21 protein-coding genes are annotated in these 19,964 nt (G+C 61.8%); 6 read left to right on the top strand and 15 right to left on the bottom strand.

Translation table 11 applies throughout. The features are described 5' to 3' along the window. Nucleotides 1-11: 11 nt before the first annotated feature. The gene (locus JQ609_RS25260) at nucleotides 12-1,412 is read right to left on the bottom strand and encodes a selenium-binding protein SBP56-related protein (RefSeq protein ID WP_212275516.1); all 1,401 of its coding nucleotides are present in this window, start codon (nucleotides 1,410-1,412) and stop codon (nucleotides 12-14) included. 349 nt (nucleotides 1,413-1,761) lie between these two features. Here JQ609_RS25260 and JQ609_RS25265 point away from each other — a divergent pair, with 349 nt between their 5' ends. Continuing rightward, complete coding sequence (locus JQ609_RS25265) at nucleotides 1,762-2,550, top strand: DUF4239 domain-containing protein (RefSeq protein ID WP_212275518.1); 789 nt, start codon at nucleotides 1,762-1,764, stop codon at nucleotides 2,548-2,550. Between the two features lie 268 nt (nucleotides 2,551-2,818). On the opposite strand, the gene JQ609_RS25270 is transcribed toward JQ609_RS25265, so the two are convergent. Further along, nucleotides 2,819-3,748, bottom strand: a complete 930-nt coding sequence (locus JQ609_RS25270; RefSeq protein ID WP_212208500.1) for an ABC transporter substrate-binding protein — start codon at nucleotides 3,746-3,748, stop codon at nucleotides 2,819-2,821. A 562-nt stretch (nucleotides 3,749-4,310) separates the two neighbouring features. Between JQ609_RS25270 and JQ609_RS25275 the strand changes: the two genes are divergently transcribed. Next, on the top strand, nucleotides 4,311-5,900 hold the full coding sequence (locus JQ609_RS25275) for an ATP-binding protein (protein ID WP_212208499.1): 1,590 nt from the start codon (nucleotides 4,311-4,313) through the stop codon (nucleotides 5,898-5,900). Between the two features lie 388 nt (nucleotides 5,901-6,288). Here JQ609_RS25275 and JQ609_RS25280 read toward each other — a convergent pair whose 3' ends face one another. Further along, nucleotides 6,289-7,215, bottom strand: a complete 927-nt coding sequence (locus JQ609_RS25280) for a hypothetical protein (RefSeq protein WP_212208498.1) — start codon at nucleotides 7,213-7,215, stop codon at nucleotides 6,289-6,291. A 315-nt stretch (nucleotides 7,216-7,530) separates the two neighbouring features. Then, entirely contained in the window at nucleotides 7,531-7,668 is a 138-nt protein-coding gene (locus JQ609_RS25285) for a hypothetical protein (protein WP_212208497.1), read from the bottom strand. Between the two features lie 327 nt (nucleotides 7,669-7,995). Here JQ609_RS25285 and JQ609_RS25290 point away from each other — a divergent pair, with 327 nt between their 5' ends. Then, nucleotides 7,996-8,280 (top strand): hypothetical protein, encoded by a 285-nt coding sequence (locus JQ609_RS25290; RefSeq protein ID WP_212208496.1) that lies wholly within the window; start codon nucleotides 7,996-7,998, stop codon nucleotides 8,278-8,280. 80 nt (nucleotides 8,281-8,360) lie between these two features. On the opposite strand, the gene JQ609_RS25295 is transcribed toward JQ609_RS25290, so the two are convergent. Both JQ609_RS25295 and JQ609_RS25300 read right to left on the bottom strand, forming a co-directional pair. Continuing rightward, nucleotides 8,361-9,440: a nitronate monooxygenase family protein gene (locus tag JQ609_RS25295; RefSeq protein ID WP_212275520.1), complete on the bottom strand. Its 1,080-nt coding sequence runs from the start codon at nucleotides 9,438-9,440 to the stop codon at nucleotides 8,361-8,363. Nucleotides 9,441-9,537: 97 nt separating this feature from the next. Further along, entirely contained in the window at nucleotides 9,538-9,921 is a 384-nt protein-coding gene (locus JQ609_RS25300; RefSeq protein WP_212208495.1) for a RidA family protein, read from the bottom strand. 162 nt (nucleotides 9,922-10,083) lie between these two features. On the opposite strand from JQ609_RS25300, the gene JQ609_RS25305 reads away from it, so the two are divergent. Further along, entirely contained in the window at nucleotides 10,084-10,380 is a 297-nt protein-coding gene (locus JQ609_RS25305) for a hypothetical protein (RefSeq protein ID WP_212208494.1), read from the top strand. A gap of 473 nt (nucleotides 10,381-10,853) precedes the next feature. Beyond that, entirely contained in the window at nucleotides 10,854-11,327 is a 474-nt protein-coding gene (locus tag JQ609_RS25310; protein WP_212208492.1) for a hypothetical protein, read from the top strand. Between the two features lie 151 nt (nucleotides 11,328-11,478). On the opposite strand, the gene JQ609_RS25315 is transcribed toward JQ609_RS25310, so the two are convergent. Then, nucleotides 11,479-12,678 (bottom strand): amidohydrolase family protein, encoded by a 1,200-nt coding sequence (locus JQ609_RS25315; RefSeq protein ID WP_212275548.1) that lies wholly within the window; start codon nucleotides 12,676-12,678, stop codon nucleotides 11,479-11,481. Between the two features lie 152 nt (nucleotides 12,679-12,830). Here JQ609_RS25315 and JQ609_RS25320 point away from each other — a divergent pair, with 152 nt between their 5' ends. Then, nucleotides 12,831-13,604, top strand: a complete 774-nt coding sequence (locus JQ609_RS25320) for a ferredoxin--NADP reductase (protein ID WP_212208491.1) — start codon at nucleotides 12,831-12,833, stop codon at nucleotides 13,602-13,604. Here JQ609_RS25320 and soxA read toward each other — a convergent pair whose 3' ends face one another. The 8 genes from soxA to JQ609_RS25360 are packed head-to-tail and all read right to left on the bottom strand — an operon-like array spanning nucleotide 13,605 to nucleotide 19,928. Then, the gene (soxA, locus tag JQ609_RS25325) at nucleotides 13,605-14,378 is read right to left on the bottom strand and encodes a sulfur oxidation c-type cytochrome SoxA (protein ID WP_212275521.1); all 774 of its coding nucleotides are present in this window, start codon (nucleotides 14,376-14,378) and stop codon (nucleotides 13,605-13,607) included. Continuing rightward, nucleotides 14,375-14,695, bottom strand: coding sequence for a thiosulfate oxidation carrier complex protein SoxZ (gene soxZ / locus JQ609_RS25330; RefSeq protein ID WP_212208489.1), 321 nt, complete (start codon nucleotides 14,693-14,695; stop codon nucleotides 14,375-14,377). Before soxZ ends, soxA begins: the two co-directional genes overlap by 4 nt. Next, the gene (locus JQ609_RS25335) at nucleotides 14,695-15,171 is read right to left on the bottom strand and encodes a SoxY-related AACIE arm protein (protein WP_212275523.1); all 477 of its coding nucleotides are present in this window, start codon (nucleotides 15,169-15,171) and stop codon (nucleotides 14,695-14,697) included. Before JQ609_RS25335 ends, soxZ begins: the two co-directional genes overlap by 1 nt. Before the next feature lie 9 nt (nucleotides 15,172-15,180). Next, a complete protein-coding gene (gene soxX / locus JQ609_RS25340; RefSeq protein ID WP_212275525.1) occupies nucleotides 15,181-15,618 on the bottom strand; it encodes a sulfur oxidation c-type cytochrome SoxX in 438 nt (145 codons plus the stop codon). A gap of 7 nt (nucleotides 15,619-15,625) precedes the next feature. After that, a complete protein-coding gene (locus tag JQ609_RS25345) occupies nucleotides 15,626-16,906 on the bottom strand; it encodes an NAD(P)/FAD-dependent oxidoreductase (protein ID WP_212275527.1) in 1,281 nt (426 codons plus the stop codon). A 14-nt stretch (nucleotides 16,907-16,920) separates the two neighbouring features. Further along, nucleotides 16,921-17,217 (bottom strand): c-type cytochrome, encoded by a 297-nt coding sequence (locus JQ609_RS25350; protein ID WP_212208485.1) that lies wholly within the window; start codon nucleotides 17,215-17,217, stop codon nucleotides 16,921-16,923. A gap of 56 nt (nucleotides 17,218-17,273) precedes the next feature. Beyond that, nucleotides 17,274-19,466 (bottom strand): molybdopterin cofactor-binding domain-containing protein, encoded by a 2,193-nt coding sequence (locus JQ609_RS25355; RefSeq protein WP_212275529.1) that lies wholly within the window; start codon nucleotides 19,464-19,466, stop codon nucleotides 17,274-17,276. Between the two features lie 9 nt (nucleotides 19,467-19,475). Continuing rightward, complete coding sequence (locus tag JQ609_RS25360) at nucleotides 19,476-19,928, bottom strand: (2Fe-2S)-binding protein (RefSeq protein ID WP_212275531.1); 453 nt, start codon at nucleotides 19,926-19,928, stop codon at nucleotides 19,476-19,478. Nucleotides 19,929-19,964 lie beyond the last annotated feature (36 nt).

Here is a 19,964-nt window from a genome sequence, read left to right on the forward strand (position 1 = left end):
AGTGCTCACATTCAAGCCGACGGATAACAGAATGAATCGGTCGAACAGTCTCCTCCATCGAGCCTGATCTGATGCGCGCGGTATCCGTCGGGGAAGCTCACGCAATAGTCCTTTGCCAGTTCGAGGCCGCCTTTCGGTTTTGCATTGGCCATCACCTCGACGCCCGGAATGCCCTGCGGATAAAATTGGTCGTCCCAGGTCGAGTAGAGCGAGTTGGTCCAGTAGACGCGTTTGCCGTCGCGGCTGATCTCGACCATCTGAGGTCCGCCGGCGTAGGCCTTGCCGTTCGGATGAGGCGTGCGGCGTGCGATGCCGCCGATATGGACCGATCCGGCAAGTTCGGGCTTTCTGGGGTCACTGACATTGTATTGACGCATCTCGCCGGTGCCCCAGCAGGCGACGTAGAGAAACTTGTCATCCATCGACAGGTCGATGTCGGACACCAGCGGCGGCACGGCGCCAAAGCCCTGCAGAAGCGGCGGCAACTGGTCCTTCGCCGCGGGCTCGGGCGGGATGGTCGCCGTCTTCTCGATGTGAAATTTTCCGCCATCGCGCCACCAGGTCCAGATCGAACCTTCGAGGTTCGTGGTGTCGACCACGACGCCCAGGAAGCCGTACTCCTTGACGGGATCATGCGCGGGACGCACCTCCAGCGCCATTTGATGGTTGGCGCCGAGATCGATGGTCTGGACGTTTCGCCGGGCCCGCAGATCCCAGAAGTGGACCCGATGGCCGTATTTGTTCGAAAGCAGATCCTCGGGCACGATCCCGTTCTCGAACTGCGGCGGCAGCGCCCACTCGCTGCTCACCATGTAATCGCGGGGCAGATTCCACCAGAAATCATAGTGCTTCTCTTGAGGACCGCGATCAATCTCCCACCGTCCGAGCACTTCGAATGTCTCGCAGTCCATGATGAAGATGCCGGGCGGTCCATCGGTGCCGTCCTTGCCACCGCCGCCGAGCGTTGAAACGTAAATACCATCCGGCCCGCAATGGATCGTGTGCGGCCGTGAGTACCCGGTCTTTTTGAAGACCTCCTCGGGCTCGATGATTTTGTGAATCTTCGCCTGTGTGGGATCGGGTTTGGTATCGACGATGTAGATCCGGGAGGACCGCATACCGGGGATGATGAGGTAGCGGCGCTCGAGGAAGGCGTGCCCGGTGAGCGGCGACAAGGCCGATGAACAGGCGTTCCATCCGAAATGGTGAAACTCGTCGCCCTTGTTGGGCATCGTCACGGTGTGGACGATCTGACCGAAACGCGGAGAGCCGGGCTTGACGTCGATCACGGCAAGCGCGTCGGGTTTTGAAAAGTCCGGGCTGAGCAGCAAGGTGTAGGCGAAGCTCTCTGGCGGAGCTTCCATCGCAAGCTTCGGCGACGCGTGAAACGTGGGGTCTGGTCTCATCGTCATCGTACTGCCTCCCTGTTTGCCTTGGTGGGTACCAACATGGCTCAGCGGCATGCAGCAGAACTAACCCGGCTCGTTGAGTCCTCTTAGACTGTGCCGCCGGCGGGGTTCGCTGACGGTGACCATACACCTCAATGCCATCAGGTGAAAGAAACGATCCGGGCTCCGATCTCGCGGCGGCCGGGAAGGCCGCACCGCACGCGCCTGCCATCTCGAGACAAATGCCGGCGTCGCTCAGTCAGGGAGCGCACGATGCTGATGGATTTGTTGAACGAGATGCGGTGATTGCGGATAGCCCGGGAATTTCACATAATTGCGTCGGGCTGGATCCGGACACGGGGCGGGGAGCGCAATGAGCGACTGGTTGCACAATCTGCCTGTGCCAGTGATGGCGCTTTCCATCTTTGCTTTCACCTATCTGCTTGCCATCATCATCTTCGCAGCGGTTGCGGCGCTCGCGACGGGAGAACGCGCAAAATCATTCCAGGCGATTTCGCCGGGCATGCTGCCGGTGCTGGGCATCATCTTCGGCCTGTTCGTCGCCTTCACCGCCGCCCAGGTCTGGAACGACAATGATCGCGCCAGTGCGGCGGTGAGCCGTGAAGCCAGCGCGCTGCGGGCCATCGTGCTGCTCGCCGCCGGCCTGCCGTCCGAACAGGAGGGCCGGGTGCGCAATCTCGTTCGCGGCTATATCGAGCAAGCCGCCAAGGTTGAATGGCCGATGATGGCAGGGCAGACAGCCTCGCTGAGGCCAGCTCCTCCGGCTCTCACGGAGGCGCTGCAACTCGTTGTCTCGATGTCGCCGCAGGGAGCGGGCCAGCAGACCGCGCAGCGCGAGATCATCAACGCATTGGGAGTAGCGCTCGATGCGCGCCGGCAGCGGATCATCATCAGCCAGGCGGAAGTCAATCCGGTTAAATGGTGGAGCCTGTATTTGCAGGCGATTTGCGAACTCTTCGTGATCGCGCTCGTTCACTGCGGTAACCGGCTGGCATCGGGGATCGCGATGGCGCTGTTCGCGACCGGCGTCGCCGCCTCGGTGTTGCTGATCGCCGCCCACGACCGGCCATTCACCGGTCAAATTTCGGTCGGACCGGAGCCGCTTCTGCAGATCATGCCGGATGCGTCGACGGGCCGGTGAGCGCTGTAGTCTGCGAGCGGGAGATCAAACGAGGCCCGGAGTGCCTAGGAGTCCGGGCCTCGTGATCAAACAACCCCTGGACATCGGTGTGATGACCGAAGTCCATCCCCCAGCTGTTCGCGAACGCTTTAAAGGCAATGTCGCTTAAGGTGACTAACCCGGAGAACTACGGGGCGCGCACTTCCATCGCCACAACTGTGGGCGCACTTGCGCTTGCGTCAGGGCCGGTCGCCATGTCTCAAAGGTGCCATAAGCGAACGTCGGCACTTCACTCGATCACCTCGTCGGCGCGCGCGAGGACGGTCGCAGGCAGCTCGATGCCCAGTTGTTTTGCGACGCGGAGATTAATCCTGAGATAGAATTTGGTAGGTCGTTCGAAAGGCAGGTCGCCCGGCTTCGCGCCTTTCAGAACGCGATCAAGCTGCGAGATCAAGTGACGGTTAGCGTCGGAGAAATCCGGCCCGAACGACATAAAGCCGCCGTTAGCGACCCAGTCGGGCGAAGGAAAGATCGCGGGTTTGTTGCTCGCGCCGACCAGCTTGATGACCTCGGCCATGTGAGCACTGATCAAGGCATCTGGGACAAACACGAGGGCGTCTAATCTGGTCAGGACTTCCGGGCCTAATGCCTTCGCAAGATTAGCGGGGTCATCGATGTTGATGGACTCGACCGTAAAACCGAGCTTACGGCCGGTCTCCAGGACAGGCGCCAGGCTCTGCGCACCGCTGCTTAGCTTTGTCGTCACCGTCCCGAGGCGGAGGGCGCGCGGGACAACCTCCCGCATCAGTTCGACGCGCTTTTCTGTGGTTTCCTCGGAAAAAACCGCGATACCGGTTACGTTGCGGCCGGGACGCGCGAGGCTATCCGCCAATCCTGACCCGACCGGGTCAACGGCGGTGAGCGCGACAATCGGAATTGTTTGAGTTGCCTTGTAAGCAGCCAGCGCGGCTGGCGTGCTTATCGCGAGAATGACGTCGATGCCGTCCTCTCGTATCAACTCTTGCGCCAGCCGAGGGAGCGCATCAACATTCCCCGCCGCGTCCCGAAACTCAAGACGAATATTGCGTCCTTCGACGTAGCCGAGCTCCCTCAAAATCCTGCGGGTTCCTTCCGCCTGCGACGCAACGTGGACCGGGGCGAGACTTATGACGCGCGGTATTCTTGCCGGCTGTTGTGCTCTTGCGGCAAGCGGCCACATCACCGCTCCGCCCAGAAGACTTACGAACTGGCGTCGTCGCATGTGACCTCGCTGGTCGCTCTCTATCGCCGAACTATAGCAGGCTAAGGCTGTGCGGCGAACGGCATGTGACCACCAACTCGGCGATAGCCACGCCGGCAATCCAAGTGCCGACAGGTGAAATGTCGCGTTGGGTCAAACTCGGAAGTCTGAGTGCGCAAGTGGGAAGTCCGCTTTGCCCTCAGCAAGAGGCATCTTCAGCCAGACCTTTCAGGTCCGAAAAAGCGCGCCAATACCCGACATCATCCGCCGGTCAGGACAGGGAGGTGGGACCGCGGGGGCGGGTGTACCACGGATTATCTCCCACGCCGCAGAGCCCCTGCGTGCTATCGTTCTGGGTATCGAAAATATCGGCCTTAGCCCGGGACGGAGTTGCGATGAACCGGCGCGATTGCTCGGCGTTCTCGGCGGCGCGGCCATCGCGTGGTCGCTCGCCTTCCCTGATGCGAATGGGCAGGAATTGAGAAAGGTCTATCGAGTGGGCTTTCTAACATTGTCTCAACTCAAATAGGACATTCTGGACATGTCGACGCTCACCCCGCATGGCGCGTGCCTGCTGTGGAAGCCGGAATTGATCTGGCTGAATGCCGTTTCCGACGCCATGCTCGCCAGCGCCTTCTTTGCTACCGCGTTCGTCCTCGGGTTTTTCGTGTGGCGGCGCCGCGATGTTATGTTCCGCGGCGTATTCTGGACATTCGCCGTCTTTGCCGCAGTCTGCGGAGTGACCCGGCTGCTGTCGATCCTCACGTTGTGGGTGCCGGCCTACGGCATCGAGGCCTTTACCAAAGGCTTCCTGGCGCTGATATCGGTCGTGATCACGGCGGCACTGCTGCTAATGCTGCCGCGAATCCTGGTGCTGCCGACACGCAGGCAACTTCAGCAAGCCAATGCGGCGCTTGAGGAGGAAATCCGACAACGGCGCAAGGCCGAGGCCATGGTCAAACGCTTTCAGGAGATAGAGGCGAGCGAGGCCCAGGTCCGGCAAGCGCAGAAGATGGAAGCCATCGGCCAACTCACCGGTGGTGTCGCGCACGACTTCAACAACATTCTGACCGTGATCACCGGAACCATCGAAATCCTCGGCGAGGCGGTCAAGGATCGTCCGCATCTCGGCCAGATCACCGATATGATTAGCGCCGCCGCAGCGAGGGGGGCCGACCTGACGCGGCATCTGCTGGCCTTCGCCCGTCGACAACCGCTGCAGCCGCGCAACACCGACGTCAACGTCCTGGTCATCGATGCAGTACGCTTGCTACGACCGACCCTCAGCGAGCAGATCGAAATCGAATCGATGCTGGTGCACGATTCCGCGCCGGCCCTGATTGATCCCAGCCAGCTCTCGACTGCGATCCTGAACCTTGCACTGAATGCGCGTGACGCCATGCCGAACGGCGGCAAGCTGACGCTCGAAACCAAGAATGTCGTGCTCGACGAGAACTACGCCAGCATGAACAGCGAGGTTAATCCGGGCAACTACGTCATGATCGCGGTGAGCGACACAGGGGCGGGAATTCCCGGCAGCCTGCTCGACAAAGTGTTTGAACCATTCTTCACCACCAAGGAGGTCGGGAAGGGATCGGGGCTCGGTCTCAGCATGGTCTACGGCTTCGTCAAACAGTCGAACGGACATATCAAGATCTACAGCGAAGAGGGCCACGGCACCACCGTGAAGCTTTACCTTCCGCAGGCGGCAGGTATTACGGACGCGCTGGCCGCCGAGACCGGCATCCCGGGGGTCGAGCACGGCGACGAATCCATCCTGATTGTCGAGGACGACGCGCTGGTGCGCGAATACGTCGTGGCGCAGATCAGCCGTTTCGGATACCATACACAGGCCGCCGGCAATGGCGCCGAGGCGCTGGCAATCATTGATCATCCCGGACGCATCGATCTGTTGTTCACCGACGTGATAATTCCCGGGGGACTGAACGGCCGTCAGCTCGCGACCGAGGCGTTGAAACGCCGTCCTGGACTAAAGGTGCTTTATACGTCCGGTTACACCGAGAACGCCATCGTCCACCATGGCCGGCTCGATGCCGGCGTGCTGCTACTGCCGAAGCCTTACCTCAGCTCCGATCTCGCGCGGATGATTCGAACCGCGCTGGCATCGTGAATTCCCTGGGATGGGGAGGCGATCCTTTGATCCAGGGGGCGGCGTCGCGCGGCCAGCACCGGACCGGCATTGGCCGATGAGGTTGGCCGGCTTTGGCGCAATCACATCGCTCTGACCGTCGACCGGTGAGGCCCGGTTTACCCTATGAGCGGACTTCTCAGCAAAGACGGGTATAGCCACAACCGGATGTCATGGCCCTGTGGCACGAGGCGTGCAGTCTATGCAGTGCTGGGAATTTTAGTGTCCCAGTTCAGGAATAAGCGCCGCCGGGCGATACATTTTGATCCCGGCGGCGTGTCTTTTTGATACTGGCGCCGGCCAGGCCGCCAGCCACGGCCGTCGACCGCGCGAGATGGATGATCATCTCTGCGTTCGTAGCTTGCTGTGGTTAATGATGGGATATCTGAGGCTGCCGTTCCTTAGCCTCGTAGTATTCGGCCGAGAACTGAATTGACCATCGCGAGAAGAACGAACGCAACTTCTGCGTGGGCTTTTCCACGCCGAACCGTTCGGCGACATGCACCCCGCGCAGCCACCTTACCGCCGATGTGAAGCCGGCAGTGCGCTCGAGCCTCTCAACCGCCGCGATGCCGGCGGTCTCTGCCTGCCGATAGCGAAAACCGATCTTCTTGATCACATACAGGCGCCTGATGGTTTCATAGCTCTTGAACACGCGCTGCACGAACGGATGTTTCCTGGCCTGTGGCCAGGCTGCCGGGTACACCGGCAGCACCAGCAGCTTGCTCTTGGCGATGACAGTTGCCAGCGGATGCAAGAGCTGCATCCAGGCCGGCCAGGACGCGACCTTGGCAAACAATACCGCGTGCATCGCCGTTGCAGCCCCGAAGGAGATCGGCAGCCAAAGCACCGCGCCCACGAGCACGAGCAACGCGGTGTTCGGCGTCAGGTGCCGGCATTTTCGGAACACCCATGCCATACCGCTTTCAAAGGCAAGGTACACAGCATGTTCGAACGTCCGATAGCTGATCTTCCGCCGCAGCCACGACCAGTTCCGGCGGATCGATATACCCCACTGTCGACGTTTCGTCTCGGAAACGGGCAGGAAGTGCAACGCGCCGTTTATGACAGTAACGATGACATTGCCGAGAACCCTGACAGCGAAGAGCGGAAGCCAGACAACCTGCATTGCCAATGGGAAGGCGTAGTCGAGCAGCCGCATCAAGATCGAAAGAATGAAACGCAGGATCTTGTTTGCGGCGAGCGCGACAGAAACAATTGGTATGATGATCACATCGTCGAGTGCACCGGAGAAGCGGCTTTCCTCGTTCCATGCCGGGTTATGATCATGGGTCACGGTGCAACGGCTCCGGGCCGAAGACAGGGGATCGTGCCGGCTCAGACTAGCACACTGCAAGGGCCAGCGGGTGGCCTCAGATGCGGGTCCGGGTCGTGGGAGCGATGGCCCTATGCCCGCTAAGGGTCAAAAGCGCCGATAGCCGGTGGGATGAAGCGAGCATTTCATGCCCATCGACGATCTCTGGCACCGTCGTCGCCGGCGGCGTGTTGAGGCTGCGCTGGCGTATTACGGTGAAGTATCAAGGGTGCACTGGTCCGGCGATGATCTCTTGAGCCGAACTTTGAGTGCACCGTCGCTGCAATGTGGGCGCGCTCATTCCCTGCGGTCATGCTCCGTGCTGCCGACGGCATGATCCGAAGGGAATATGCTTTCGTAGATCGCACGGGCTTCCCGGATCAAGCGGGCTCGCTCGAGTTCGGATTTCGGAACAAAACGGATGACTTCGCCCACGGGGCTCTCCAGGGTTGGAAAAACATTCCTCCAACAGTTGGTTCGGATATTCATGGTTGTAAGATCCACTCCGATCACAAGAACTTATTTCTCGATGGATATTGCGCTGTGAAAATCCCCTCTCTTTTCGGGGTCACTGGGGGAAAACTGTGAGTGCAGGTTCCTTTCCGATGCAGGCGGCGCGAGGCCGCAGGGCCCCGGGGGGCCGATGGGTTCCGGTCACCGTGTTCTTACGGGTCGCAATTGGCAAACAGCTTGCGACGGGTGTGTCAGCTGTTCGGCATCCATGCACATTGTGTGCCGAACCAGGCCATAGGGAGCATGCAAATGAACATACAAGCTCGTTTTGAGACAGCACGCGAAAGCGCAATACGAGAGGTCGCAGCAATCAGCAAGATGCTGGCGGATCTTGTTCGCACCGTTCAACTGATCGAATTCGAAATCGCAGCCGAGGAAGAGCGCGCCCGGGTTTCCGACCAGTCCGACGTCAAGTATCCGATACTGGCGAGGACGCTGATCGAGCGGCGCGACAATCTTAAGGTGACCATTGCCGCCCTTGAACAGCGTCACACCGAGCGAGCGCTGCACGAGCAGATGGCACCCGCGGCTTAACGGCACCGCCGCCGAGAGGCGCGGCGGCGGCGTCGTCCGATACGAAACCGCGGGTCGTAACGAAGGGAAGGCATCACGCGCTAGGAACGCGAGAAAACGCGCAAGCACTCTGACGTCGCTTCCGCAAGCTGCTCGACCAACGCGCCGGCAGTCGTGTCGCTGGCGAGTGCTGCGGATTGACCGGCAAATAAAGCGGTAAGCTCCCTGTCTCCCGTGCCCCCGAGCGGCGCGGTGAGACTGAGCTGGCCGGGAAATGCCACCGGTTTCAGCTCCGAGGCCACGAGGTCGTCGATCAATCCGTTTTTCACATAGCGCGCCGGCCGGCCGGTGATCACGTCGGTGACGACAGTACAGGCGTCGGTGGGCTCGCGCAGCGCCGCGCGATGGGCATCGAGCACGTTGGCCTCTTCGCAGCGCAGGAAGGCCGTGCCCAACTGTACGGCGCTCGCGCCAAGGACAAAGCTAGCGGCCACCGTTCGCCCATCGGCCACGCCCCCGGCGGCAATGACGGGAACCCCCACCGCATCCACCACTTGCGGCAACAGCGCGAACAGGCCTGGCTGCATGCTGATGTCGACACCGGTGAAGGTGCCGCGATGTCCGCCGGCTTCGGTACCCTGCGCGATGATGGCGTCGACACCGCGCTGCTCAAGCATCCGTGCCTCAGCCACGGTCGTGGCGCTGGATATGATGAAAATTCCGGCGTCCTTGATGGCGTTGATGACCTCCTGATCAGGCAGGCCAAAATGGAAGCTCACCATCTGTGGCTTGGCCCGCATCAGCATCGAAAGGTGTTCGTGGCTCACTTCACCCGCCGCACCTTTCGGCTCGGGCACCGCTCCGAGACCCTTTGCGTCGAAGTGCGCCTGCAGACGCGTCCGCATCGGCTCGCTGACGTCAGGGGTAATCCTGGGCTCCGGCCAGAGCGGATAGTTGACGTTGAGGCTGCCGCCGCTCAGCTGTTGGAAGCCAGCGATCCGCCGCTCTGCTTCCTCGGCCGAAAACCCCCACATGCCCAGGCCGCCCAGACCACCGGCATTGCTGACCGCCGCGGCGAGTGCAGGGGTACTGAGCGAGCCCATCGGCGCCTGAAGGATCGGCCATTTGAGATTGAGCCTGTCGGTGAACGCGTTTTGGGACCACATCAATCGTTTTCCCATTCGTTATAACTGTCGTAAGTATTCTGTAATTGGCCGAAAGTCTCTCGCCATCCGATACGCGCCGGGTGCCATCGCCGCCGGCGGCACGCGCCGTTTCCTAATCAACGTACGCCTGGCACTCGATCTCGACCTTCATTCGTGGATCGACCAATCCCTTCACCTCGACGAGCGTGGAGGCCGGCAGATTTTCGCCGAAATAGGCGATGCGGCGCGGGTTGATTTTGGGCCGTTCCGTGATGTCGGTCATGAAAACCTGCACCTTGACGACATGCTCGGGCCCGGCGCCAGCCGCCTTCAGGCACTTGTCCATCACAGCGATGGCGATGTCGAATTGGGCAACAACGTCGGACGGTATGCTGCCGTCCTGCGCCTGGCCGACGACGCCAGCGACCCAGACGTGGGGGCCTGCACGGGTCACGTGGCAATAGTGGCTGACTGGCTTTGGAACGTCGGGAACGATGATGCGCTGGATTTTGGGCATGCCTGGCTCGCGAGTTGGGATCGACGCCCGGAGGTTAGCTGCAATTGGCCGGGCCGGCCAGCACTGCCGCTCCCCGTGGTTTGGTGGCTGTCGGCCCTAGTGCAGCAGCGGCCCGATATGCTTTGATGCGCCGGGCTGGAACTGAAACGCGTGGGTGGCCTCATGTACATAGTCATTCGAAAGTACACCAAGGTTCGCTCGGTTGCGGATGCTGCTCGCCGCGCCAAAAGCGGCATCGGTCAGATGCTCAGGGAATCGCACGGATTCAGATCTTATTATGTCCTCGATGGGGGCGACGGCGTCGGTGTCGCTGTCATGATGTTCGAGGACCGCGAAAGCGCCAGTGCGGCGAACGAAAAGGTGCTCGAGTTTGTTCAGGCAAGCCTGCATGACCTGAATCTTGGAGACCCCGAAATCATCGCCGGGGAGGTTTTGGTGAATATTGAATCTGATGCGTAGCTGTTCATAAAGCCTACCCATCCGCTGCGTGCGCAAGCAAGGCGTCGCCACGAAGCCGTGAGCGCGCAGCGCGAACCACGCTGTGCAATTCAACGAGGGCGGATGAAGCGAGTGTTTAGTGCCCGACGATCTCCGGCACCCGTGTTGCCGGCGGCGTGTTGAATTGCTTTAATTCTGTATAGAACCTGCAGGTGTAGTTGAATGTCGTGCAATTTTTATTTGCACCCAAGAAAAGATGCGATAGCGTTGATTGTTCGGTGTGGGTCTCCCAATGCCAAGTGCATTCGACTGGGGCAACAATATGCGCCTCGTTTAATTCGCCTTAGTAAGCCTTCGCGACTGGGACGCTTCCGATTGGAGATCGTGCGTTGATCGGCGAAATCGGAACTGCCAATGTCTCATGATCGAATCTGCCTTTCGTACTCGCCAGCAGGTCGGCGATCGTTGCAACTCGCCTCATTGAACGGTGATGAATGAGCAGCCTCTTGAGGGTAGCGATCATCGTCGCCTGCGTTTGTGTCCAAATCTTTGGGACGTCTGCGGCGCAGTCAGGCCAGTTTGCGAGACCATTGAGCGGAAAACAGGTAACTTTGCGCGGCCAAAAAGCCGAGGTGGCGATGATAGCTGACAGTTCGAAAGCAGAGTGTTCTGTCCGTGTCGGAAGATTCGTCGATCAGTTAGACAAGGTGCTCAGCACCCAGAATTCGGTGGATCCAGTACAAAAGCTATTCAAAGAGTACTTTCCTCTTGAGGGATGCGATCCGGACGAAGTTGTTAAACTCTGTCGACGGTCGCAGTACTTCAGCGGAATTACGACTGATCCAAATTCATTCGTAATTTCCTTCGACAGCCGAATTCGTAATCCGCATTCGGGAATCTACGTGCAATTTAGTCTTGATAGGCGCTCGGGAAACTCTGAATTGCCGTTCGTCAAGATAAAGATTTAGGGGCTGAGATGGCTGAGATTGGCGTTCTTCAGAACGTGTCGCTTGCGAACCGTAGCGCCAGCGATTTCCATATCGTGTAGGAAAACCGTCTGCATGAGACGCAACACCGAAACGACAGGTGCGGTCGGCCAATCCGCCGGCCGCGCGTCAACTAGTGCCCGCCGACAATCTCCGGCAGCCGCGTCGCCGGCGGAGTGTTGCGGCTGCGCTGGGTGCGGACGATGCCGTCGATGATGGTCATGCCGATGCCGGGCAGGTCGCCGAGCTGCACGCTGTGCAGCAGGCTCGTGCCGGGCGAATGCTGCGCCATGTCCATGATGACGAAGTCGGCGGAGCGGCCGACCTCGATCAGGCCGCAGTCGAGCGCGCGCATGCGCGCTGTGTTGCCGGTGGCGAGGCAGAAGGCGATTTCCGCCGGCAGTTCGCCGAGCGATGACAATAGCGACACCATGCGCAAGATGCCGAGCGGCTGCACGCCGGATCCGGCCGGCGCGTCGGTGCCGAGGATGACGCGGTGCAGGTCGCCCATCTCGCGCGCGGTGCGCAGCGTGAACAGCGCCGAGCGTTCGTTGCCGTTGTGAACCAGCTCCAGGCCGCGCTTGCAGCCCTCGCAGATGCAGCGGATCTGGTCGTCGGGTAGCGCCGTGTGGCCGCCATTGATGTGGCCGACCACATCGGTGTCGGCTTCCAGCACCACGTCCTTGTCGATCAGGCCGGAGCCTGGGATCGAAGGCCCGCCGGTGTGGATCGTGCTCTGGATGCCGTATTTGCGCGCCCATCCCACCATCTTGCGCGCGGTCGGGCCGTCCTTGACGCCGCCGAGGCCGACCTCGCCGAGCAGCTTGACGCCGGCCGCGGCGAGCTCCTTGAAATCGTCCTCGACCATTTCGTTTTCGATCACGGGCGCGCCGGCATGGATCTTCACGCCGCCGGGCCGCAGCGTCCAGAACGCGCGCTGCGCGAAAATCGCCATCGCCTTGACGCCGACGACGTCGCGGGGACGGCCGGGCATGTGCACTTCGCCGGCGGATATCATCGTGGTGACGCCGCCATGCAGATAGCTGTCGATCCAGCCCATCTGGTTCTGCCGCGGCGTCCAGTCGCCGGCGACGGGATGCACGTGGCTGTCGATCAGCCCGGGAGCCACCGTGGTGCCGTTGGCGTTGACGACAGTCGTGGCGCCCTCGGTGTCGACGTCCTTGAGGCGGCCGATGGCGGTGATTTTGCCGTTCTCGGCCACGATGGTGTCGGCATCCAGGATCGGCCTTTCCAGCATCCCCGACAGCAGCAGCCCGATATTGCGGATCACCAGCTTGCTCGGGCCGGATGCCTGGGGTGCGTCGTGCGCCATCGGATTTTCCTTGTTGTTCAATGCCTTCGGGGCGTTGCCGGCCATCTTGCCCGCGGCTTGACGGCGGGATCAAGAAGGATTATTCATTCGTACACGAATGATCGTATACGAATGATTTTGCCGACGCAATCTGCCTCCAATCGGATCGAAAGATGAGCAATTTCAATCAGGAAAGCGTTCTCAGCGTCCATCATTGGACCGACACGCTGTTCAGCTTCACTACCACGCGCGATCCCTCGTTCCGTTTTCGCAACGGCGAGTTCACCATGATCGGGCTGAAGGTCGGCGAGAAGCCGCTGCTGCGCGCCTACAGCGTCGCCAGCGCCAATTATGAAGACCGGCTCGAATTCTTCTCGATCAAGGTGCCGGACGGGCCGCTGACTTCGCGCCTCCAGCATCTGAAGGAAGGCGATGAGATCATCGTCAGCCGCAAGGCCACCGGCACGCTGGTCATCGACAATCTGCAGGACGGCCGCAACCTGTATCTGATCGGCACCGGCACCGGGCTCGCCCCGTTCCTCAGCGTGATCAAGGATCCCGAGACCTATGAGCGGTTCGAGAAGGTGGTGCTGCTGCACGGCTGCCGCCGCGTCGCGGAACTGGCCTATGGCGAGATGATCACCAAGGAACTGCCGAACGACGAATTGATCGGCGAACTCGTGCGCAACCAGCTGATTTATTATCCGACGGTGACGCGCGATCCCTTCCACAACCGCGGCCGCATCACCGATCTAATCAATTCAGGAAAGCTGTTCGCAGATATCGGGCTCGCGTCGCTCGAGCCTGCGCATGACCGCGTCATGATCTGCGGCAGCCCGGCGCTGGTGGCGGATACGCGCACGCTGCTGGGGGCTAAGGGCTTCGTCGAAGGCAATCACGGCGAGCCGGCGCAGTTCGTGGTCGAGAAAGCGTTCGCGGAGCGGTAACTAAGGCCGCACCGCCGGCGCTTCCAGCGGCATGCCCTTGGCGCGCGACATCAGGTAAAGCTCCAGCTCGACTAGTTCAGGCGCGCCGTAATCATAGGCCTGCGCGCGGATGCCCGTCATGCAGGCGCGTAGCCGGCGCTGCAGCGATCCCAGCGATTGCCACTCCAGCCGGTAAAGCGGGTAACCCGTCGGGTGTCCTTGCGTGATCGCCGATCCCGCCAGGCGCTTTTCCCAATTCTCATCGTGGCAATTGGTGCAGCCGAGATTGAGCTGGCCCTGTCGCTGCATGAACAGTTCACGGCCCCTGGCGACGAACGGCGCTAGCTGCGGATCGTTGCCGGGCTCGATTGCAGCCCCGCGCGATTGCTGCGCGACAAAGGCGGTCAGCGCCAGCAATTCGCGGCTTTCGTAAGGAAGCGGCGTCGCCTGCTGTTGATTGGTGCGGCACAGATTGATGCGCTGCTCGAGATCGACGGGACGGCCGAGCGCCTTGTCGAAGGCGGGATAGTGCGCCGCGACACCCTTCATGCTGACGCGCGCGTCCTGATGGCAATCGGCGCAGGCCTTGTTTGCAACGCCCGTCTTGCGCGCCCACAATTTCTCGCCGTCGAGCACCCACAGCATGCCGGGATTTGTCGTATCGTCGTCCTGCATCGCCCTGGTGTCCGGCGCCATAAAGCTATAGCCGGAGCGGCGTTCTGCTTGCGGGATTTCAGCGCCGACGGCATCCACCGCGAGCAGGGCAGACAGGGCGATGAGGCCGGCAAATCTCATTCGACTGATATCGAGGCCGATGCGGTTTCGGAAAAGCCGTTATCGCCGATCCATTCGAACTCGAACTTGCCGCTCGCGGTCGCCGTGGTGAAGAAGGTGATGAACGGGTTGGCGGCGATCGCGGGAAACAGATCGGCGCGAAAAATCTCGGTGCCGTTATAGCGGCATGCAAAACTCGTGATGATGTCGCGCGGCACCACCTCGCCGGTGGCGGTGTGCCGATAGCCGGTTTCCATGATGTGCGACATCAGCGTCTTGATCTCGATGATGTCGCCGCGTTTGGCCTTGGCGGGAACGTTGATCAGCGCGGAGGTCATCAGATCACCTCATCGGTGCAGGCCGCCAGCGTCACCACGACGTCGACGCTGGCCGACCAGAACGAGCCGTCGGACAACCGCGCGATGGCGACGATCTTCTGGCTGTCGGCGAGGCGAATCCGCGTGGACACCTGCGCGCGGCCGGAATGCGGGCCGAGATGGAAATTGCCGATATTGGGCTGCGGGTTCTTCTCGTTGAAGATGTGGATGCTGCGGACGTGATCCTCCGGCGCCATCGGGCTTGCGACGTTGACGGTCAACGGCACGGTGTTGCCGTTCTCGACCAGCGGCGGCACGTCGAGCTTGACCTTGCCGGTGCGCACTTGCGCGCCATTGGTGACGCTACGAATCGCGGATGCGAGTTCGGCGGGTGTCGCTTCGCCCGGTCGCACCGTGACGATCGGGACGGCGCCGAGCACGGCCACGCCGCCGGCGAGGCCGAGGAATTGGCGACGTGTGGAATCCTTGTGTTGCATCGTCACTTCCTATTCGCGCAGTGTCACCAGATAAGCCACGATATCTTCGATCTGTTCCGCCGACAGGATCGGCTTGCCGCGCCACACCGGACCAACACGATGCAGGCCGTCCACGCGATAATAGGACGGCATGATCGTCGCTTCATTGAGGCGGCTCGCGTCCACTAGCCGCAGCCGTAGCTGGCCCTCCGACCAGCGGCTACCGGAACCGGCGAGGTTGGGCGCCAGATCGCCCTGAAATTTCTCTTCCGGAAACGGTCCGTTGTGACAGAGGATGCAAGTGCTTTGGCGGTTGAGCAGTGTCGTCCGTCCACGCGCGGGATCGCCGGGCGCGCCGGTCAGCGACATCGCAATGGCATCGCCGGTCACGGCATAGCCTCGCAGCTCTTGCGCGGCAGCGAGGGCGGGCAAAGCGAGCAGTGCGCCCGCAAGGATCGGACCCGACATGTAAAGCTTAGCCAAAGACTTCCGCCGTGATGGTCGCGAACCAGGATTGCGCATAGTCGGCCTCGCGCGCGCGGAAGTCGCGCGGCACATCCGCCGGGCTGACGCCGCCGGCGCCTTCGACGTCGGCGAACAGCCCGTTTTTCGGCTGGTAGACGCCGGCGACCGAGAAGCCGTAGCCGGGGGCCGCCAGGCTGTAGCAGGTATTGATCAGCTTCGGCGCCTCGGGCGCTCGGCCCGCGATCAGCGTGGCCACCGCGCTCGCGCAGGCCTTGGCCTGGGAATTCGCGGAGAACGCGGATTTCGGCATCGAGCCGGCAATACAGGCATCACCGATGACGTGGATGTTCGGCGCCGATTTGGATTCGAAAGTGACGGGATCGATCGCGCACCAGCCGGTATTGTCGGTCGCGCCTGCGATGGTGGCGATGCGGCCGGCGCGCTGCGGCGGAATCACGTTCGCCACCTGCGCGGTGTGGTTGCCGAAATCGGTAATCAGCGTGTTGGTCGCCGGGTCGACAGAGTTCACCTTGCCGCCCTGTGACAGCGACACCCATTCGATCATTCCCGGATAAAGTTCCTTCCAGGCGTTCTGGAAAAGCCGCTGCTTGGAGAAGGTGTCCTTGGCATCGAGGATGATCAGCTTCGAACGCGGCTTCTTGGTCTTCAGAAAATGCGCAATCAGACAGGCGCGTTCGTAAGGCCCCGGCGGGCAGCGGAACGGATTGGCGGGCGCGGCGATCACGACAAGGCCACCATCGTCCATGGCTTCGAGTTGCTTGCGCAGCAGCAGCGTCTGCTCACCGGCCTTCCAGGCATGCGGCATTTTTGCGGCGGCAGCTTCGTCGTAGCCGGGCAGCGCTTCGAAACGCAGATCGACGCCGGGAGACAGCACCAGCCGGTCGTAGGCCAGCGACGTGCCGTCGGCGAGCCCGACGGTCCGCGCCTTGGCATCGATCGCCGTTGCCGCCTGCGCCACCACGGTGACGCCGCCGGCGGCGATCTTGTCATAGCCGAATTGCTGTTCCTCGAGCGAACGCAGTCCCGCGATGACGTTGTTGCTGAACGGGCAGGCGGTGAAGGTCCGGTTCGGCTCGACCAGCGTGACCTGCAGTTTCGGCTCGATCTGTTTCAATGCGCGGGCGCAACTGGCGCCGCCGAAGCCGCCACCGATCACGACGACGCGCGCCGCGGCTTGTGCGAATGCGGGCAGCGGAAACGCCAGCGCCGTCACGGCGGCAGCACCGGCACCAACGAATTCCCGCCGGCTCATGCGATGGTTGATGCCCATGGCTTGCGGCCCCCTTACTTCTGTGCTGCGAGCCACGCCGCAATCGCGCGCAGCTCGTCGTCGGAGAAGCCTTTGGCGATGCGGGTCATCACCGTGCCGGGAAGCGAACCGTCGCGGAATCCCGTCATCGCGGTCATGATATCGCCGGCGTCACGGCCGTACAGCCGCGAAATCGGCGAGGCCGCCACGGCTCCTGCGGCGTGACAGCCGGAACAGGCCGCTGCACCAGGCGGAGGGATGGAAGCCGCCAGCAGCGGCGAACTCCACGCCACGGCCGTTGCAATTCCGATGGCAACGCAAAACGTTCTCATCCGCGGATACCCCCGAAGTTGGGGGCGGCGGCCGGTGAAGGCCGCCGCCCGCGTTGTCAAGCGAAGCTGATGTCCTGGTCCTTCAGCGGCACCGAGCGGATGCGTTTTCCCGTTGCCGCGAAATACGCATTGAGCACGGCGGGCGCCGCGACGCAGATCGTCGGTTCGCCGACGCCGCCCCAGAAGCCGCCGCTCGGCACGATGACCGACTCCACCTTCGGCATCTCCGCGATCCGCATCGAATTGTAGGTGTCGAAGTTGGACTGCTCGATGCGGCCGTCCTTGACGGTGCAATTGCCGTAGAACAGTGCGGACAGGCCATAAACGAACGAGCCTGCAATCTGGCGCTCGATCTGCGCCGGATTGACGACGTGGCCAGGGTCGGTGGAAGCGATGATACGGTGTACCTTGATCTTGTTGCCGTCCGTCACCGAGATTTCGGCAGCACCCGCGACGTAGCTGCCGTAGCCCATGTGCTGGCAGATGCCGCGGTAGACGCCCTTTGGCGGCGGCTTGTCCCAGCCGACTTTTTCCGCCACCGCATTCAGCACCGCGAGGTGCTTGGGATGCTTCGACATCAACTTACGCCGGAACTCGACCGGATCCTGGCCGACCGAATGCGCCAGCTCGTCGATGAAACACTCGAGATAGATCGCGTTCTGATTGACGTTGACGCCGCGCCAGAAGCCCGGCGGGACGTGGGGGTTGCGCATCGAGTGTTCGACCAGCAGGTTCGGAAAACTGTATCCGATCGCCCAATCGCCGGTGGGCGCGAGGCCCTGGAATGCCGCCGTGTCCATGCCGTTGACCAGTGCCGCCGGACGCACGGTGAACAGGATGGATTGGCCGGAGATCCGGACATGCAGCGCCGTCAGATTGTTGTCCTTGTCGAAGGCGCCGGTCAATTTGCATTGGGTGACCGGATGATAGGTGCCGTGCTGCATGTCGTCTTCGCGTGACCACAACAGTTTGATCGGCGTGCCCGGCATCTGCTTGGCGATGGAGACGGCCTGCCGGACATAGTCGGTCATGCCGCGACGGCCGAAGCCGCCGCCGAGGATCAGCTTGTGAACCTCGCATTTGTCGGCAGGCAGGCCGGAGGTTTCCATCACCGCGGCGAATGCCGCTTCGCCGTTCTGCGTTCCGGTCCAGACTTCGCACTTGTCGGGTGTGTAAAGCGCGGTGGCGTTCAACGGCTCCATCGCGGCGTGGTTCTGGTAGGGGTAGTTGTACACCGCCTCGAGCTTCTTGGCGGCGCCGGCGATGGCGGCTTTGGCATCGCCGTTCTGGTTGCCGATGAAAGCGGGCTGCGAATTGTCGAGGCCCTCGGCCAGCCATTTGGCGATCGATTCGCTCGACACCTTGGCGTTCTCGCCTTCATCCCAGACGATCGGCAACGCGTCGAGCGCGGTCTTGGCGTGCCACCAGGTGTCGGCGACGACGGCGACGGTAGAGTCGTTGACCCGCACCACCTTCTTGACGCCCTTCATGCCCATGACCTTGGCTTCGTCATAGCTCTTCAGCTTGCCGCCAAAGACCGGGCATTCCTTCAGCGCGGCGTTCAGCATTCCCGGCAGCTTGACGTCGATGCCATAGATCATCTTGCCGGTGGTCTTGTCGGCGGTATCGAGCCGCAACACGCTCTTACCGGCAATTTTCCAGTCCTTCGGATCCTTCAGCTTGACGTCGGCATCGGCGGGAGGCGACAGCCTGGCCGCGGCTTCCACCACCTTGCCGTAGGTCGTCGTCTTGCCGGACGGCGTGTGTGTAATGGTGCTGTTGGCGGCGGTGCATTCAGAAATCGGCACCTTCCACTCATTGGCTGCGGCCTGGACCAGCATCATGCGCGCGGTGGCGCCGCCCTTGCGGACGTAGTCCTGCGAGGTGCGGATGCCGCGGCTGCCGCCGGTCGAGAAATCGCCCCAGGCGCGCTTGCGTGCGACACTTTGACCCGGTGTCGGATATTCGGTGGTGACCTTCGACCAGTCGCATTCGAGTTCTTCCGCGACGAGCTGGGCGAGGCCGGTGAGCGTGCCCTGTCCCATCTCCGAACGGGCGATGCGGATCACGACGGTGTCGTCGGGGCGGATCACCACCCAGACGTTGACCTCAGGCGATCCATCGGCAGCGCGGACCACGGTGGGGCCACCGAAGGGGATGTCGAGACCGACTGCGAGGCCGGCGCCGGCAGCGGCGGTACCGATGACGAAGGCGCGGCGGCTGAGTGCAGGTGTGATGTGCTTGTTCATGACATCCCCTCAAGCGTTCGCGGCGGCGTGGATTGCCTCGCGCACCTGTTGGAAGGTGCCGCAGCGGCAAATATTGGTGATGGTCTCGTCGATGTCCTTGTCGGTCGGCTTCGGCTTTTCCTTTAGCAGGGCCGCTACCGCCATGATCATGCCGGTCTGGCAATAGCCGCATTGCGGCACGTCGTTCTTGATCCAGGCCTGCTGCACCTTGTGCAGTGCGCCATCGCTGGTGGCCAGACCTTCGATCGTGGTGATCTGCTTGCCGACGGCTTCGCTGACAGAGATGCCGCAGGAGCGCATCGCGACCCCGTCAATATGGATCGTGCAGGCGCCGCATTGTGCAATGCCGCAACCGTATTTGGTGCCGGTCAGTCCGACATTCTCCCGGATCGCCCACAGCAGCGGGGTATCGTCCTCGACGTCCACATTGATTGATTTTCCGTTGATAGTGAGGTTTGCCATCGCGTTTCCCCTGTTAGCTCAATTCATCAATTGAAC

Source organism: Bradyrhizobium sp. AUGA SZCCT0169 (assembly GCF_018130085.1).
In the GTDB taxonomy this organism is placed as follows: domain Bacteria; phylum Pseudomonadota; class Alphaproteobacteria; order Rhizobiales; family Xanthobacteraceae; genus Bradyrhizobium.

Coding starts and splice junctions, on each gene's coding strand:
- JQ609_RS25260 (WP_212275516.1), bottom strand. CDS start 1,412: ATGACGATGAGACCAGACCCCACGTTTCACGCGTCGCCGAAGCTTGCG.
- JQ609_RS25265 (WP_212275518.1), top strand. CDS start 1,762: ATGAGCGACTGGTTGCACAATCTGCCTGTGCCAGTGATGGCGCTTTCC.
- JQ609_RS25270 (WP_212208500.1), bottom strand. CDS start 3,748: ATGTGGCCGCTTGCCGCAAGAGCACAACAGCCGGCAAGAATACCGCGC.
- JQ609_RS25275 (WP_212208499.1), top strand. CDS start 4,311: ATGTCGACGCTCACCCCGCATGGCGCGTGCCTGCTGTGGAAGCCGGAA.
- JQ609_RS25290 (WP_212208496.1), top strand. CDS start 7,996: ATGAACATACAAGCTCGTTTTGAGACAGCACGCGAAAGCGCAATACGA.
- JQ609_RS25295 (WP_212275520.1), bottom strand. CDS start 9,440: ATGGGAAAACGATTGATGTGGTCCCAAAACGCGTTCACCGACAGGCTC.
- JQ609_RS25300 (WP_212208495.1), bottom strand. CDS start 9,921: ATGCCCAAAATCCAGCGCATCATCGTTCCCGACGTTCCAAAGCCAGTC.
- JQ609_RS25305 (WP_212208494.1), top strand. CDS start 10,084: ATGTACATAGTCATTCGAAAGTACACCAAGGTTCGCTCGGTTGCGGAT.
- JQ609_RS25310 (WP_212208492.1), top strand. CDS start 10,854: ATGAGCAGCCTCTTGAGGGTAGCGATCATCGTCGCCTGCGTTTGTGTC.
- JQ609_RS25315 (WP_212275548.1), bottom strand. CDS start 12,678: ATGGCGCACGACGCACCCCAGGCATCCGGCCCGAGCAAGCTGGTGATC.
- JQ609_RS25320 (WP_212208491.1), top strand. CDS start 12,831: ATGAGCAATTTCAATCAGGAAAGCGTTCTCAGCGTCCATCATTGGACC.
- soxA (WP_212275521.1), bottom strand. CDS start 14,378: ATGAGATTTGCCGGCCTCATCGCCCTGTCTGCCCTGCTCGCGGTGGAT.
- soxZ (WP_212208489.1), bottom strand. CDS start 14,695: ATGACCTCCGCGCTGATCAACGTTCCCGCCAAGGCCAAACGCGGCGAC.
- JQ609_RS25335 (WP_212275523.1), bottom strand. CDS start 15,171: ATGCAACACAAGGATTCCACACGTCGCCAATTCCTCGGCCTCGCCGGC.
- soxX (WP_212275525.1), bottom strand. CDS start 15,618: ATGTCGGGTCCGATCCTTGCGGGCGCACTGCTCGCTTTGCCCGCCCTC.
- JQ609_RS25345 (WP_212275527.1), bottom strand. CDS start 16,906: ATGGGCATCAACCATCGCATGAGCCGGCGGGAATTCGTTGGTGCCGGT.
- JQ609_RS25350 (WP_212208485.1), bottom strand. CDS start 17,217: ATGAGAACGTTTTGCGTTGCCATCGGAATTGCAACGGCCGTGGCGTGG.
- JQ609_RS25355 (WP_212275529.1), bottom strand. CDS start 19,466: ATGAACAAGCACATCACACCTGCACTCAGCCGCCGCGCCTTCGTCATC.
- JQ609_RS25360 (WP_212275531.1), bottom strand. CDS start 19,928: ATGGCAAACCTCACTATCAACGGAAAATCAATCAATGTGGACGTCGAG.